Source organism: Mycolicibacterium novocastrense, assembly GCF_001499835.1.
Lineage (GTDB): Bacteria > Actinomycetota > Actinomycetes > Mycobacteriales > Mycobacteriaceae > Mycobacterium > Mycobacterium novocastrense.
In genome coordinates, this window is the sequence record NZ_LQIH01000034.1 from 181,625 (window position 1) to 197,385 (window position 15,761).

15 protein-coding genes are annotated in these 15,761 nt (G+C 67.5%); 9 read left to right on the plus strand and 6 right to left on the minus strand.

Going from position 1 to position 15,761, the window contains the following annotated elements:
• Nucleotides 1-49 precede the first annotated feature (49 nt).
• A complete protein-coding gene (locus AU072_RS20655) occupies nt 50-1,228 on the plus strand; it encodes an NAD(P)/FAD-dependent oxidoreductase (RefSeq protein WP_064415504.1) in 1,179 nt (392 codons plus the stop codon).
• Between the two features lie 52 nt (nt 1,229-1,280).
• Here AU072_RS20655 and AU072_RS20660 read toward each other — a convergent pair whose 3' ends face one another.
• From AU072_RS20660 to mftR, 4 genes are all read right to left on the minus strand, one after another.
• On the minus strand, nt 1,281-2,561 hold the full coding sequence (locus AU072_RS20660; protein ID WP_064415505.1) for a VOC family protein: 1,281 nt from the start codon (nt 2,559-2,561) through the stop codon (nt 1,281-1,283).
• On the minus strand, nt 2,558-3,082 hold the full coding sequence (locus AU072_RS20665; protein WP_064415592.1) for an RNA polymerase sigma factor: 525 nt from the start codon (nt 3,080-3,082) through the stop codon (nt 2,558-2,560). Before AU072_RS20665 ends, AU072_RS20660 begins: the two co-directional genes overlap by 4 nt.
• Before the next feature lie 132 nt (nt 3,083-3,214).
• Nucleotides 3,215-4,873, minus strand: coding sequence for an NAD-dependent malic enzyme (locus AU072_RS20670; RefSeq protein WP_064415506.1), 1,659 nt, complete (start codon nt 4,871-4,873; stop codon nt 3,215-3,217).
• Nucleotides 4,874-4,931: 58 nt separating this feature from the next.
• Nucleotides 4,932-5,531: a mycofactocin system transcriptional regulator MftR gene (mftR, locus tag AU072_RS20675; RefSeq protein ID WP_064415507.1), complete on the minus strand. Its 600-nt coding sequence runs from the start codon at nt 5,529-5,531 to the stop codon at nt 4,932-4,934.
• 105 nt (nt 5,532-5,636) lie between these two features.
• On the opposite strand from mftR, the gene mftA reads away from it, so the two are divergent.
• The 7 genes from mftA to mftG all read left to right on the plus strand — a co-directional run bounded on the left by mftA (nt 5,637) and on the right by mftG (nt 12,156).
• Nucleotides 5,637-5,729 (plus strand): mycofactocin precursor MftA, encoded by a 93-nt coding sequence (gene mftA, locus AU072_RS27735; RefSeq protein ID WP_067387614.1) that lies wholly within the window; start codon nt 5,637-5,639, stop codon nt 5,727-5,729.
• Entirely contained in the window at nt 5,714-6,031 is a 318-nt protein-coding gene (mftB, locus tag AU072_RS20680; protein WP_067387615.1) for a mycofactocin biosynthesis chaperone MftB, read from the plus strand. Before mftA ends, mftB begins: the two co-directional genes overlap by 16 nt.
• On the plus strand, nt 6,028-7,233 hold the full coding sequence (gene mftC / locus AU072_RS20685) for a mycofactocin radical SAM maturase (RefSeq protein WP_064415508.1): 1,206 nt from the start codon (nt 6,028-6,030) through the stop codon (nt 7,231-7,233). The genes mftB and mftC overlap by 4 nt, the downstream gene beginning before the upstream one ends.
• Before the next feature lie 2 nt (nt 7,234-7,235).
• Nucleotides 7,236-8,426 (plus strand): pre-mycofactocin synthase MftD, encoded by a 1,191-nt coding sequence (gene mftD, locus AU072_RS20690; RefSeq protein WP_064415593.1) that lies wholly within the window; start codon nt 7,236-7,238, stop codon nt 8,424-8,426.
• Nucleotides 8,427-8,558: 132 nt separating this feature from the next.
• A complete protein-coding gene (mftE, locus tag AU072_RS20695) occupies nt 8,559-9,302 on the plus strand; it encodes a mycofactocin biosynthesis peptidyl-dipeptidase MftE (protein ID WP_064415509.1) in 744 nt (247 codons plus the stop codon).
• A complete protein-coding gene (gene mftF, locus AU072_RS20700; protein ID WP_064415510.1) occupies nt 9,299-10,711 on the plus strand; it encodes a mycofactocin biosynthesis glycosyltransferase MftF in 1,413 nt (470 codons plus the stop codon). Before mftE ends, mftF begins: the two co-directional genes overlap by 4 nt.
• Nucleotides 10,708-12,156: a mycofactocin dehydrogenase MftG gene (gene mftG / locus AU072_RS20705; RefSeq protein ID WP_064415511.1), complete on the plus strand. Its 1,449-nt coding sequence runs from the start codon at nt 10,708-10,710 to the stop codon at nt 12,154-12,156. Before mftF ends, mftG begins: the two co-directional genes overlap by 4 nt.
• Here mftG and AU072_RS20710 read toward each other — a convergent pair.
• On the minus strand, nt 12,079-13,728 hold the full coding sequence (locus AU072_RS20710; RefSeq protein ID WP_064415512.1) for an MFS transporter: 1,650 nt from the start codon (nt 13,726-13,728) through the stop codon (nt 12,079-12,081). The two genes, mftG and AU072_RS20710, sit on opposite strands and share 78 nt — an antisense overlap.
• Before the next feature lie 90 nt (nt 13,729-13,818).
• On the opposite strand from AU072_RS20710, the gene AU072_RS20715 reads away from it, so the two are divergent.
• Entirely contained in the window at nt 13,819-14,472 is a 654-nt protein-coding gene (locus AU072_RS20715; protein ID WP_064415513.1) for a TetR/AcrR family transcriptional regulator, read from the plus strand.
• On the opposite strand, the gene AU072_RS20720 is transcribed toward AU072_RS20715, so the two are convergent.
• The gene (locus AU072_RS20720) at nt 14,438-15,700 is read right to left on the minus strand and encodes a cytochrome P450 (protein ID WP_064415514.1); all 1,263 of its coding nucleotides are present in this window, start codon (nt 15,698-15,700) and stop codon (nt 14,438-14,440) included. The two genes, AU072_RS20715 and AU072_RS20720, sit on opposite strands and share 35 nt — an antisense overlap.
• Nucleotides 15,701-15,761: the final 61 nt, after the last annotated feature.

The following is a 15,761-nucleotide window of genomic DNA, read 5'->3' on the forward strand; positions in this document are numbered from 1 at the left end:
GCCCGGGGTGGCGGACAAATGGCCGTAGGGATCGTGTAAGAAACTGCCCATGACCACATCAGCGGGCATCGTCATCGTCGGCGGCGGACTCGCAGCCGCCCGTACCGCCGAACAGTTGCGTCGGTCGGAGTACACCGGACCGGTCACGATCGTCAGCGACGAGGACCATCTGCCATACGACCGGCCTCCGCTGTCGAAGGAGGTGCTGCGCGCCGAGACCGACGACGTCACGCTCAAGCCCGCGGAGTTTTACGAGGAGAACGACATCGCCGTGCTGCTGGGCAACGGCGCGCGCTCTGTCGACACGGCCGCCCAGACGCTGACGCTCGCCGACGGCACCGAGTTGCCCTACGACGAACTCATCATCGCTACGGGCCTGGTGCCCAAGCGCATTCCGTCCTTTCCCGACCTCGCGGGCATCCACGTGCTTCGCAATTACGACGAGAGCGTGGCCCTTCGGCAGGAGGCCGATTCGGCTCGTCGCGCCGTCGTGATCGGTGCCGGGTTCATCGGCTGCGAGGTGGCGGCGAGCCTGCGCAAGCTCGGCGTCGAGGTCGCGTTGGTGGAGCCGCAACCGGCACCCTTGGCGTCGGTGCTCGGTGAGCAGATCGGTGAGCTCGTGGCCCGGGTGCATCGAGCCGAGGGTGTCGACGTGCGCTGCGGCGTCGGCGTTTCGGAAGTGCGTGGTTCGGATCGCGTGGAGACGGTGGTGCTCAGCGACGGCACCGAACTCGAAGCGGATCTGGTGGTTGTCGGCATCGGATCGCGTCCGACGACCGACTGGCTCGAAGGCAGCGGCATCAAGCTCGACAACGGGGTGGTCTGCGACGACCATGGCCGCGCCAGCGCGCCGCACGTCTGGGCCATCGGGGACGTCGCGTCATGGCGGCACAACCTCGGTCACCAAGTGCGCGTTGAGCATTGGAGCAATGTTGCCGACCAAGCCCGCGTGCTGGTGCCGACGATGCTGGGGCAGGAACCGCCGACGGCGGTCTCGGTGCCGTACTTCTGGAGCGACCAGTACGACGTCAAGATCCAGTGCCTCGGCGAACCGGAGGCCGAAGACGTCGTCCACGTCGTCGAGGACGACGGCCGCAAGTTCCTCGCCTACTACGAGCGTGACGGCGTGGTGGCCGGCGTCGTCGGTGGCGGCATGCCGGGCAAGGTGATGAAGGTGCGCGCCAAGATCGCGGCGCGCGCACCCATCACCGACCTTCTGGCCAAGTGATTCGGGTGTCCGAACAGTCGCTGAGCGAGGGTTCGGACACCGGAACCGCCGATTAGAGCTCGCCGAGGTAGAAACGGGTGCCCTGGTCGTCGGTGCACAGCGCGGACTTCCCGTAGGACTGCTGCGAGGGCTCCTCGATGACGGTGCCACCCGCCTCGCGCACCCGCGCGACTGCCGCGTCGATGTCGGCGACCGACCACATCGGCACGGTCACCGCATCGGCGTTACCCCCGGCGACGCCCGCCATCGGATGCGTCTCGCGCACCCCCCAGCCGTCGTCGATGCGTCCGGGCTCGAACGTCCAGAACAGGAACCTGCTGTAGAACTCCTTGAACGCACCGGAGCTCGGGACCTGATAGGTGATATACGAAAGTTCGCCCGGCCCAGTGCCATTGAGTGCTGGACGCGGTATGCCGGGGACCGGCCGGAAGACCGCGAACGCCGTCCCGGCGGGGTCGGTGGCGTCGAGCACGCTGCCGAAGTCGAACTCCTGGGACTGTCCCACAGTGCCGCCGCCGTCGATGATCGACTGTCGTGCCCCGTCGAGATCAGTGACCGCGTAGCAGCACAGCATGCCCTGGGGCCTGTCGGAACTGAAGATGCCGATTCGCTGATCGGTGTTGGTCACCTGGTGGGTCGCGGGGTCATAGGTCCAGCCGAGGACATGACCGTAGAAGACGGCGGCCCGGTCAGCGTCGGGCACCCACACCGACACGTAGCCGACGTCGCCGTGCTGGATCGGGACGGCCGTAGCCGTCACGGGCCCGGTGAGCATCCAGCGGTGGCCGAACGGATCGACGATTGCGGCGCTGCGCGCGCCGTAGTTCTCGTACGGTTCGCGTTGCACCTCCGCCCCAAGCCGGCGCGCCCGTTCCAGCGAAGCGTCCGTATCGGCCACACGCAGCATCAGGCTCACCGAAACAGACTGCCTTGCAGGCGCTCTCAGTCCGATCTCGGGATACTCGTCGGCGAGGTAGAGCACGCCGTCGCCGATCGCCAACTCGGCGTGACCGATGCGGCCGTCGTCCATCTCGAACGGCTCCCCGACCACCGTGGCGTCGAGCGCTTCGACGTACCACGCGATCGCATCGCGAGCATTGCGCACCGTGAGATACGGAAGTGCCGCTGACCGGGGGAGCGTCGACTCGACGCTCGGCTCGGACAGTTCGGCGATCGCGGTATCGGTTCCACTCATGACGACCTCCTCGGTTCGATTGGGTAGCGAAAGCGCCGACTCCAGTCGTGCGCGCAGCCCGGCGGCGAAAGCCGGGTCTGGGGTGACCGGAAGCTCGTCGCCGCGCAGCACGGCCAGCGGATCGTGGCTGTTGTTCACGACTTCCTCCCTTCCGGTTCCGGGTAGTGAGCGCGAAAAGCCCTGCGGGCCCGCACCAGCAGCGCCTCGGTCGCGTGCACCGTGCGGCCGATGAGCTCGGCGCACTCAGGCACCGAGCAGTCGTCCATGTAGCGCAGCGCCAGAACCGTGCGGTGCTGCTCGGGCAGCTTGGCGAGCACGCTTTCAGCGACGATGCGGTCCAGCTCGGCATCCCAGTCGTCGGGCGGCTCGATGGGTTCGGGCAGATCTGCGACCGGGGTGGTGAACCGGTCGTGGCGGCGCCGGTAGTGGTCGGCCAACTTGTGGCGCGCCACGCCGAGCAACCACGGCACGGTCATCGGTGGCGGAGCGGCCTTTCTCGCGGCATCCATCGCCGCCAGAAAGGTCTCCGACGTCAGGTCTTCGGCGGTTCCACGGTCACCACAGCGCCGGACGAAGTATCCGTACACCACCGGCAAGGATTCGTCGTACAAGGCCAGCAGCTCCCGTGGAGCGTCGGTGCCATTCGGTTCGGCGCTCACACCCATATCGTCGCCGTCGCGCGCCGAACTCCGACGGTCTTGCCGCAACTTTTTTCGGTGAGCGCTCACTTCTGTACAGATTCGGCGCCCGGACCGTACAAGGATGAGCGCTCGCGGACAGGGACGGAGGGTTCAGTCCCGGTATTGAGGAGTCCACCGCACGTCGACGATCCGCTGCGCCAACTCGTCGGGGGTGCGGGTGGGCGCGACGCCGTCGGCGACGGCTTGTGTCGCGACCGCCTGCGCAATGTGTCCGGCCACATCGGGGATGTCCGACCACGCCGGCAGCAGCGGTGCCCCGGGATCGGCGAGGGCGGGGGACGCGTCGCCGAGCGCGGCCGCCGCCGCGCGCATCATCTCGTCGGTCACCCGGGTCGCCTGCGCCGCCGTGACGGCCAGGCCCATCGCGGGGAAGATGTAGGCGTTGTTGCATTGCGCGATCGGCCGCTCGACGCCGTCGCGTTGCAACGGCGCGAACGGCGAGCCTGTCGCCACCAACGCCCGTCCACCGGTCCACGCGTCGAGTTCGGCGGGGTGGGCCTCGGCCCGGCTGGTGGGATTCGACAGCGGGAATATTATCGGGCGATCGACCTTGGTGGCCATCTCGCGCACGATGTCCTCGGTGAAAGCACCTGTGGCGGTTGACAATCCGAGTAGAACACCGGCATCGATGTGATGAATGACATCGGCCAGCTGAGCCGGCCCGGACAAACCCCAGCTCGCCACCCGCTCCGCGGGCTGGACGAACGCCCGCTGACCGGGGGACAGGTCCGTGCGGTCATCGGTGAGCAGACCGTTGACGTCGACGACCCAGATCTGCGCCGACGCCTGCTGCGCCGACAGGCCCTCGCTGACCATCTGACGGTGCACCATCTCGAGCACCCCGATGCCCGCCGAGCCGGCCCCCAGCATCACCACCTGCTGCTCGGACAGCGGGCGCCCCGCCACCTTGGCCGCACCGTGCAGCGCTCCCAACGTCACCGCGGCGGTGCCCTGGATGTCGTCGTTGAACGTGAGCAGTTTGTCGCGATAGCGCTGAAGGATCGGCAGCGCGTGCGCGGTGGCGAAATCCTCCCACTGCAGAAGGACGTCGGGCAGCTCGTCGTGCACCGTGGTGACGAAATCGTCGATGAACGAGTAATACTCGTCCTCACCGATGCGGCGATGGCGCCAGCCGAGGTATTGCGGGTCCTCGAGCAGTTCGACGTTGTCGGTACCGACGTCGAGCACGACGGGCAGCGTGCGGGCCGGGTCGATTCCGCCGATCAGTGTGTACAGCGAGAGCTTGCCGATGGGGATACCCATGCCGCCGATGCCTTGATCGCCCAGGCCCAGGATGCGCTGGCCGTCGGTGACGACGATGACGTCGACCTCCCGGCGCGGGCGGTTGCGCAGCATCTCGCGCAGGAAGTCGCGGTCGGGGTAGGAGACGAACAGACCGCGTGGGCGCCGGTAGATCTCGCTGAAGCGCTGGCACGCCTCCCCGACGGTCGGTGTGTAGACGATCGGCATGGTTTCGGCGATATGGTCGCGCAGCACGCGGTAGAAGAGCGTCTCGTTGCGGTCCTGCAGGTTTCGCAGATAGATGTGTCTGTCCAGCGGCTCACGACGCCTGCTGAACTCGCGCCACGAATGTTCGGTCTGCTGCTCGAGGCTCTTCTCTGCGGCAGGAAGCAGTCCCAGTAGACCGAATCGGCGACGCTCGGAGTGGGTGAAAGCCGTGCCCTTCGTCCACAGCGAGTCGTAGAGCAGATCATGACCCGTCTTCTGCTCAGCGCTTTGCTCGGCCATCGGCTTCCTTTCCGCGACCGCACCAAGCTATCGCGGTGGTCCAGTGCGTCGAGGTGATTCAGCGATCGAGGGCCCACAGCCCGTCGGCGACGGTGTCGAATGCCGCGCCGAGCGCCGCGGCCAGCGGGACCGTCTCGTCGGCCAGCCAGTGTTCGTACGCGGACAGCGCCACCCCGAGCATCGTCCACGCCACCGTCTGCGGTACCAGGTCTGCTGCGGTGGCGTTGAGCCGTTTGGCGACGAACTCGGCGACCACGCCGCGCCAGCCGGCGTACATGGTCATCGAGTAGGCCTGTAGCGCGGCGGTCTCCAGGATGACCCGCATGCGCATCCGGTGGCGCGCCGTCTCGGCGGCATCGAAACTGTTGAACGCCAGCAACGCGGTGCGCAGCGCATCCCCGATCGGCACCTCGGGATCGAGATCGGCCAGCAGATCCCGCATGTGGGCGAGATGGGCGTCGAAATCCCCCCAGGGCAAGGCGTTCTTGGACGGGTAGTAGCGGAACAGCGTGCGCCGGGCGATTCCCGCGGCTTCGGCGATGTCGTCCACGCTGACGTCGTCGAAGCCGTGCGCGGCAAACAGGTCGATGGCCACGTTGCTGATGTGGTCCCACGTCGTCGAGCGCCGGCGGCCCACCCGGTGCTGGTCCGGCCCCATCGGGGGTCCCCTTTCCATTTAGGCACTCGATGCCATATTATTGCGACCTCGATCACAGTTGTCGAGAACCGGTGATATCGGAAGCAGAAGTCAATGGAGGGCCAAATGGAATCGAAGCAGCAGGTGGAGAACGACGAGCTGGTTTCCGAGACGCTCGTCGAAGAGGTGTCGATCGACGGGATGTGCGGGGTCTACTGACCGTGACCTCGTCGTCGGCGGCGCCCGAGGAAGGCACCGCATTCGACCCGGAACTCGGCTGGCGGCTGCACCACCAGGTGGCGGTGCGGCCGGAGCCGTTCGGGGCGCTGCTCTACCACTTCGGGACGCGCAAGCTGTCGTTCCTGAAGAACCGGACCATCGTCGACGTCGTCAACACCTTGTCCGACCATCCCGACGTCCGATCCGCCTGCCGTGCCGCCGGTATCGACGACACGCAGCAGGCGCCGTACCTGCAAGCACTCGGTGTGCTTGCTCGATCGAAAATGCTGGTGCCGCAATGACATCAACCGAAGCCGTCCGTGTGCCCCGGCTGGTCGAGCAGTTCGAGCACGGCCTCGACGCGCCGATCTGCCTGACCTGGGAACTGACCTACGCCTGCAACCTCGCGTGCGTGCACTGCCTGTCGTCGTCGGGTAAGCGCGACCCGCGCGAACTGACCACGCAGCAATGCAAGGACATCATCGACGAGCTCGAGCGCATGCAGGTCTTCTACGTCAACATCGGCGGCGGCGAGCCGACCGTGCGTTCGGACTTCTGGGAGCTCGTCGACTACGCCACCGCCCACCACGTCGGCGTGAAGTTCTCCACTAACGGTGTGCGCATCACGCCCGAGGTCGCGGCCCGGCTGGCGGCCAGCGACTACGTCGACGTGCAGATCTCCCTCGACGGCGCCACGGCGGAGATCAACGACGCCGTCCGCGGGGCGGGATCCTTCGCGATGGCGACCCGGGCCCTGCAGAACCTGGCCGACGCCGGTTTCAAGGACGCCAAGATCTCGGTGGTCGTCACCCGCCACAACGTCGACCAACTCGACGACTTCGCCGCTCTCGCAGCGCAATACGGTGCAACGCTGCGCATCACGCGGTTGCGTCCGTCGGGCCGGGGCGCTGACGTCTGGGACGACCTGCACCCCACCGCCGACCAGCAGGTCCAGCTCTACAACTGGCTGGTCGCCAAGGGTGAGCGGGTGCTCACCGGGGACTCGTTCTTTCACCTCGCCGGGTTGGGTGAACCCGGCGCGCTCGCCGGGCTGAACCTGTGCGGGGCCGGGCGCGTCGTCTGCCTCATCGATCCTGTCGGCGACGTCTACGCGTGCCCGTTCGCCATTCACGACCGGTTCCACGCCGGAAACATTCTGTCCGACGGTGGTTTTAAGAATGTCTGGCAGAACGCGCCGCTCTTCCGCGAGCTGCGCGAACCGCAGTCGGCCGGCGCGTGCGGCAGCTGTGGGCACTATGACAGCTGCCGCGGCGGGTGCATGGCCGCCAAGTTCTTCACCGGGCTGCCGATGGACGGCCCGGACCCCGAGTGCGTCCAGGGCTACGGCGCTCCGGCCCTGGCTCAAGAGCGGATCAAGCCGAAGTCCAGCGTCGACCACTCGCGATCGGGTCCGGTGATGCTCAAGCTGCTGACGACGCCTCCCCGATCGGATGTCGGCGCCGGAGCGCCTCCGAAACGCCTCTGCAACGAAAGTCCGGTGTGATCATGGCCGACACCTGGTTCGAAACGGTCGCCGCCGCCCAGGAGCGCGCGAGGCGCCGGCTCCCCAAGCCGGTGTACTCGGCGCTCATCGCCGCCAGCGAGAAGGGCGTGACGGTCTCCGACAACGTCGAGGCGTTCGCCGAGTTGGGCTTCGCGCCGCACGTCGTCGGTGCGACCGAGAAGCGCGACCTCGCCACCACCGTGATGGGACAAGAGATTTCGCTGCCGGTGCTGATCTCACCGACAGGGGTGCAGGCGGTCCACCCGGACGGCGAGGTCGCGGTGGCGCGCGCGGCCGCCGCCCGCGGCACCGCGATGGGTCTGTCGTCGTTCGCCAGCAAGCCGATCGAAGAAGTGATCGCGGTCAACCCCAAGCTCTTCTTCCAGGTCTACTGGCTGGGCGGGCGGGACGCGATCGCGGCCCGGGTCGAGCGCGCTCGGCAGGCGGGTGCGGTCGGCCTGATCGTCACCACGGACTGGAGCTTCTCGCACGGCCGCGACTGGGGCAGCCCGAAGATCCCCGAGCAGATGGACCTGCGCACCACCGTGCGGATGCTCCCGACCGGGCTGACCAGACCGAGCTGGATGTGGCAGTGGGGTAAGACCCTGCGGCCGCCGAACCTGCGGGTCCCCAATCAGGCCGCGCGAGGCGAGGAGGGTCCACCGTTCTTCGCCGCGTACGGCGAGTGGATGGGCACCCCGCCGCCGACCTGGGAGGACATCGCCTGGCTCCGTGAACTGTGGGGCGGTCCTTTCATGCTCAAGGGCGTGATGCGGGTGGACGATGCGAAACGTGCTGTGGACGCGGGTGTTTCAGCGATCTCAGTGTCCAATCACGGTGGCAACAACCTGGACGGGACGCCCGCGTCAATTCGCGCGCTGCCGCCGATCGTCGAGGCCGTCGGGAACGACATCGAGGTGGTGCTCGATGGTGGTATCCGACGGGGCAGCGACGTGGTCAAGGCGGTCGCGCTCGGTGCCCGCGCGGTCATGATCGGGCGGGCGTATCTCTGGGGTCTGGCGGCCAACGGGCAGGCCGGTGTCGAGAACGTGCTCGACGTTCTGCGGGGAGGCATCGATTCTGCATTGATGGGCCTCGGGCGCGCATCGGTGCACGATCTCGGGCCCGACGACGTGCTGGTCCCTCCCGGGTTCGTCCGGGCGCTCGGCGTGCCCGGAGGTTCGACCACCTGACAGCCGGCCCGGCGCCCGGGAACGTGCTGGTACAGGCGGGGCGCAGGGGACTGAGGGGGCGACGGCGCTGCCGGCGGCGAGAAATTCGGTGAATCAATTGCTGCGCATGCTTCAACAATTGGCGCACGACAGGTGAATTCGGCCTACCATCGGCGGGTGCCATCTGTCAGCGAGCTCGCGAATGCGACGTCGAAGCAGCTGCAGAGCAAGCCGTCAGCCCTCCTCGTACCCGTCGGATCCACCGAGCAGCACGGCCCCCATCTTCCTTTGGACACCGACACCCGGATCGCGACCGCCGTATGTAGGGCGGTTGCTGACCGGCTTGTCGGCACCGACGGCGTCAACTGGATGATCGCGCCGGCCATCGGCTACGGCGCGAGCGGTGAGCACGAGGAGTTCAGCGGCACCGTTTCGATCGGGACGTCCGCGCTGAGGCTGTTGCTGGTGGAGTACGGCCGGTCCGCATCCCGGTGGGCGTCGAGGCTGGTCTTCGTCAACGGTCATGGCGGCAACGTCGAAGCGCTGGCCGCCGCGACCGCTTTGCTGCGGTACGAGGGACGCGATGCGGGCTGGTGCTCGTGCACGGTCGCGGGCGCCGACGCGCACGCGGGCCATACCGAAACGTCTGTATTGCTACATATTTCGCCGCAGGATGTCCGCATCGACGAGCGTGTGCCCGGCAACAAGGCGCCCCTTCGCGAGCTGATCCCCGAGATGCGGCGGGGTGGGGTGGCCGCGGTCAGCGAGGTCGGCGTGCTCGGCGATCCGACCACCGCCACCGTCGAGGACGGCGCCCGCATCTTTCCCGATATGGTCGAGACATGCCTTCGGCGGATCGTGCGCTGGGCACCCGATCGCGACGGGATGCTGACATGACCGGACCGCGACTGCCCGACGGCTTCGCCGTACAGGTGGACCGCCGGGTGAAGGTGCTCGGCGACGGCTCGGCCCTGCTCGGCGGCTCCCCGACCCGCCTCCTTCGCTTGGCGCCGGCGGCGCAGACCATGCTCAACGGCGGCAGGCTCGAAGTGCACGACGCCGTCAGCGCTCAGTTGGCCCGGACCCTGCTCGACGCGACGGTCGCGCATCCCCGTCCCGCCAGCGGCCCGTCGCACCGGGACGTGACGGTGGTTATACCGGTGCGCGACAACGCTTCTGGTGTGAGCAGACTGCTCACCGCCGTGCGGGGCCTGCGGGTGATCGTCGTCGATGACGGCTCTGAGACACCACTGGACGCGGCCGACTTCGCTGACGTTCACGGCGGGGTGCAAGTGCTGCGGCACGAGCGCAGCCGCGGGCCCGCGGCGGCCCGCAACACCGGTCTGGCCGCATGCACGACCGACTTCGTGGCTTTCCTCGACAGCGACGTCGTACCGCGGCGCGGATGGCTCGAAGCGCTGCTGGGCCACTTCTGCGACCCGGCCGTGGGCCTGGTCGCACCGCGCATCGTCGGCCTCCGCGAACCCGACAATGTGGTCGCCCGCTACGAGGCGGTGCGCTCATCGCTGGACCTCGGGTTGCGGGAGGCCCCGGTGATGCCCTATGGAACGGTGTCCTATGTACCCAGTGCCGCGATCATCGGGCGGCGGGCGATGCTGGGCGAGGTCGGCGGCTTCGATGAGACGCTGACATCGGGTGAGGATGTCGATCTGTGCTGGCGACTCATCGAATCCGGCGCGCGACTGCGCTATGAGCCCATCGCGCTGGTGGCGCACGATCATCGGACGCAACTGCGAGAGTGGTTCTCGCGCAGGTCTTTCTACGGCGAAGCCGCCGCACCGCTCTCGGTCCGCCACCCCGGCAAGACCGCTCCGCTGGTGATCTCGGGCTGGACGCTGGTGGCGTGGATGCTGATGGCGATGGGATCGTCGATCGGCTATCTGGCCTCGATCGTGGTCGCAACCATCACCGGGCGCCGCATCGCCAAGTCCCTGTCGAGCGTCGAACCCGAACCCAAGGACGTCGCGGTGGTGGCCGCACACGGACTGTGGTCGGCGGCCATGCAGCTGGCGTCGGCGATCTGCCGGCACTACTGGCCGCTCGCGCTCGTCGCCGCGCTCTTGTCTCGACGATGCCGACAGGTCGTGCTCGTGGCCGCGGTGGTGGAGGGGGTCGTCGACTGGCTGACCCGGAGCCGGAACACCGAAGACGACACCCAACGGGTCGGCCTGCTCACCTACATCGTCCTCAAGCGCCTCGACGACATCGCCTACGGGGCAGGTCTGTGGACAGGGGTTGTCCGTGAGCGACACCTCGGTGCGCTCAAACCCCAGATCCGGACTTGAGGCCACCCTGGTTCGTCCGCAGTGACGTCCTGATCGTCGGTGCCGGCAGCGCCGGATCCGTTCTGGCCGAGCGGCTCTCCGCCGACCCCTCATGTCGCGTCACCGTCGTCGAATCGGGTCCCGGACCGTCCGACCCGCGGGTCGCGGCGCAGATCAACGACGGACTGCGGCTGCCCATCGGCGCCGCGAGTTCGGTGGTACGGCGGTACCCGACCACACTGACCGTCGACCCGCTTCGTCACGCGACGCTCATGCGCGGTGAGGTGGTCGGAGGATCGGGCGCCGTCAACGGAGGCTACTTCTGCCGCGGGCTGCCGTCGGACTTCGACGGCTGGGGACTGCCCGGCTGGACATGGCCGGAAGTGCTTCCGCACTTCCGGGCCATCGAGACCGACCTCGACTTCGACAATGCGGTACACGGCTCAGAAGGGCCGATACGGATTCAGCGGGTGTCCGAATTCGACGGTTGCACAGCATCGTTCGTGAAGGCAGCCACCGAAGCCGGACATCCGTGGGTAGCGGATCTGAACGGGTCGACGGCCGAGGCGCCGGTGGGTGCCGGAGTGGGGGCGGTGCCGCTGAACGTCTACCAGGGCGCCCGGATGGGCCCCGGTGGGGCGTACCTGCAACCAGCCTCGGACCGCGCGAACCTGACACTGCTCACCAGCACCCGGGTCCGCCGCATCCGGATCGCGGCCGGACGCGCGGTCGGCGCGGAGTGTACGGGCCCGGATGGTGCCGTTTATCTCGAGGCGGACCGGATCGTGTTGTGCGCCGGTGCAATCGGGTCGGCACACCTTCTGATGCTCTCTGGTGTGGGTCCGCCTGACGCCCTCGAGCGCGTCGGCATACCGGTGGCGGCGAACCTCCCCGTGGGAGCCGTGATGTCGGACCATCCCGAATGGGTGCTACCGGTGAACTGGACGGAAACACACGGGCTCCCACCTCTGGAGGCCGTGCTCACCACCGACGACGGGCTCGAGATTCGTCCGTACACAGCGGGTTTCGGGGCCATGGTGAGCGGACGGCGTGACGATCCAGCTGACCACCCCCATATCGGCGTGACGTTGATGCGCCCGAAGTCACGAGGGGTCGTCACGATCGTCAGCGCCGACCCCGATGTCCCCCCGGTCATCGAGCACCGTTACGACAGTGAGCCCGACGATGTGGAAAAGCTGCGTGCCGGAATCGCATTGTCCCGCGAACTCGTCGGCGGGGCGGCCGGGGTCGGTCCGGCGTCATGGTCGACGTCGCAGCATCTGTCGGGGACCGCGCCGATGGGGGGCGACGGCGACGACCTCGCCGTGGTCGACCCGCGGTGCCGGGCGCGCGGGGTCGAGGGGCTGTGGGTGGTCGACGGGTCGGTGCTACCGGTGATCCCGAGCCGGGGTCCGCACGCCACCATCGTCATGGTCGGGCACCGGGCGGCCGAGTTCATCGTCTGACCGCGAGACCATCCGCTCGATGAAGCGAAACTGCCTGCCGTCGCGGCCCGGCGCCCACAGCGCGATGAACGCGGCCGCTACGGCGCAGAGGACGCCGAGTGCGATCAGCGAGATGTGCATGGCCTCCAGGAAGGCTCGCTGCGCGAACTCCGAAAGCCAAGCGCCCTGGGGGCCGAGCCGCGCGGCCACTTCAAGCGCCTCGGCCAACGAATTCGACGCGGCGGTGCGGAGCGATTCGGGTAGTGCGCTCAGATGGGGCTGCAGCCTGTCGCCGTACTGGGCGGCCAGCACGGAGCCCGCGACTGCGATGCCCAGGGCGGCCCCCACCTCGCGGGTGGTGTCGTTGACCGCCGACGCGACGCCCTGCTTCTCGTCCGGCACCGCCCCCATGATCGCCGAAGTCGCCGGCGCCGTACATAACCCGATTCCCGTCGACATGATGAGCAGCGGCAGCGCCAGATCCAAGTACGGTGAGTCGACATCTAGTGTTCGCATGTAGAACAGCCCGGCCGCAATCAGTGTCAGGCCGGTGGACAAGACGATCCGGAGACCCAGTCGAGGCAGATACCACGGCGTTGTGAGGCTCAGGACCAGCAGGGGGGCGATGAGGGGCGCCAGCGCGAACGCCGTCTGCAGCGGCGTGTAGCCGAGCAACAGCTGCATGTACTGCATCGAGACGAAGAAGAATCCGAAGTTGGCGAGGAAGAAGAACGTCACGACGACGGCACCGGTGGTGAAGTCGGCCTTGGCGAACAAGCGGACGTCGAGTAGCGGGTGCGCGCTGCGCAGTTCCCACACCGCGAAGGCGGCCGCCATGACAACCCCGGCGGCCATGCACCCGTATACGACCGGGTGGGTCCAGCCGCGCATGGGCGCCTCGAGCACGCCGTAGACGAAAACCGCGACGGCCCCGCCAACCAATACGGCTCCCGGCCAGTCCAGCGGTGTGGCTTGCTGATCACGAGACGAGGCCACCGTGCACGCGAGGCCGAACAGCCCCGCACCCGAGATCGCGAATGCCCAGAAGATCGATTGCCACGACCAGAAGTGCAGCAGCACACCGGATCCCAGGAAACCGACCACTGCACTCGAACCCGCGACCCCCGCCCAGATGCCGACGGCCTTGTTGCGTTCGGCCTTCGGGTACGCGGCCGTCAACAGCGACAGCGTGGCCGGCATGACGAACGCCGCACCGACGCCGGCCACGGCGCGAGCGATGATCAACGCGACTGGACCGTCGAAAATCAGCGGCGCGGCCGAGGCCAGCGTGAAGATTCCGAGACCGGCGAGCAGAGCGCCGCGGCGACCGTACCGGTCGCCGATCGCGCCGGCAGGCAACAACAGGCACGCGAGGACCAAGGTGTAACCGTCGACCACCCATGTCAACTGTGCTTGTGTGGCCGTGGTTTCGATCGCGATGTCGGGCAGCGCGGCGTTGAGAGCCACCATCGAACTGATGGCCAGCGCGACGCCCATGCAGGCCACGGTGAGTAACCAGACGCGCGCCCGAGGAGACAGGTGGGCGACGCTGGCGCCGATATCCTGTTCAGACCGGCTGAGGGTGTCGACCATGCGTCGCTCTCTTCCGAAGGAGATTTTTGAGACTAACAGTCTTGTTGCGAGACCGATAGTCTTGTTCCCGGCGAGGAGGTGGGTTAAACGATGAGCGGGGCAAGTACCGACCCGAGGCCGGCCCGGTCGCGTGCCCGCCTGCTCGACGCGGCGACAACGCTGCTGCGGGCGGGCGGCCCGAGCGCGGTCACCATCGACGCGGTCACCCGAACCGCCAACGTCGCGCGGGCCACGCTGTATCGCCACTTCCCGAGCGCCAACGACTTGATGGCGGCGGCGTTCATGAGCCTGCTCAACCCCGCGCCTATGCCGCCGTCGGAGGGGAGCCTGCGCGAGCGGCTGATCGCGGTCGTGGTCGGGTGGGCGGAGTCGATCGCCGAGGCGTCCGCGATGATCACCGCCATGACGTGGATGGCGTCCGGTCCCGACGTGGGGACGTACTCCGAAGTGCAGCAGCCGGATTCGGATGCCGTCGGCACCCTGAGGTCACGCATCATCGCGCTGTACTCGGCGCCCTTCGACGCGATCCTCGACGGTGCCCAGGCGGCCGAGGAACTCGACGAGGTGGACCGGATCCAGACCATCGCACTTCTGATCGGCCCGTTGATTCTCGGGAAGCTGTCGACAGTGGCCGACTTCGACTACCGCGCGTGCGCGGAGGCTTCGGTGGACGGTTTCCTGGCCACCCACGCGAAGAAGCCGAGCAAGATCACCTCAGTGAGTAGCGAATCGGAAGATGCTTGAGGCCCCCGACGAACACCGTCGCGGCTAGTTCGGGTTCGCCGGCCAGTTCGATCGAGTCCAGCCTTGGGAGCAGTTCGGTGAACAGGCTGTTCATCTCCATCCGTGCCAACGCGGCTCCCAGACAGAAGTGCACTCCGTAGCCGAACGAGAGATGCTTGTTGGGATCGCGGCCCACGTCGAACGTGAACGGCTCGTCGAACACCTCTTCGTCACGGTTGGCGGATACGTAAGCGAGATAGGCGGATTCGCCCTTGGCGATCGGTACGCCACGGACCTCGGTGTCGTCGGCTGCGGTGCGCATGAACTCTTTGACCGGGGTGGTCCAGCGGATCATCTCCTCGACCGCGGTCCCCATCAATTCCGGTTGGGCCTGTAGCCGTGCGAGTTGGTCGGGATTGTCGATCAGCGCGCGTAGACCGCCGGAGATCGCGTCCTTCGTGGTGTCGTGGCCCGCGGTGGCCACAATGACGTAGTACGACGCGGTGTCGACCTCCGACAACGGCTCACCGTTGATGGTTCCGTTGGCGATCGCCGATGCGAGGTCATTGGTCGGGTTCGCCCGGCGTGAAGCGGTCAGTTCGCCGAAGTAGGCGAAGAACTCGAGCACCGTCTGCAGCTTCTCCTCAGGGGTGGTGCCGCGCTGGTACTCCTCGTCGTCACCGCCGAAGATCTCCTGGGTGAGCTTGAGCATGCGCGGGAAGTCCTCCTCGGGCAGCCCGAGCAGCGAGAGGATCACGTAGAGCGGGTAGTGCACCGCGATGTCCTCGACGAAGTCGCATTCGGGACCGATGTCGCGCATCTTGTCGACGTAGCGCTTGGCCAGCTCGTCGACTCGAACCTTCAATTCGCGCATCGCCTTGGGGCGGAACCAATCCGCGCCGATCTTGCGGACATCGCGGTGGTGGGGGTCGTCCATGTGGATCAGTGTTCGCAGACCCATACCGGCTTCCAGCTGCGCCCTCGCCAGGTCGTCGGCCTCGGCGGTCGCGAGCAGCGGCCGCGGCTCGCTCAGCCACAGGTTGTTGTCGCGCTCGATCGCCATGATGTCGGCGTGCTTGGTGATGGCGTAGAACGGCCGATACGGCGGGTGGTCCACATAGGGGACCGGGTTGTGGGCCCGCAGATGAGTCAGCGCGGCGTGCAGCCGATCGTCGTCGGCATACGCCTTGGGGTCGGCGAAGACCTTCGCGGCTTCCTGTGATTTCTGGTCCATCGTCGGCGTGCTCATGAAGCTCCTCGGGAACGACTTGACGGGTGTCAAGCGCAGTCTATGTGACCGATGCCACTTC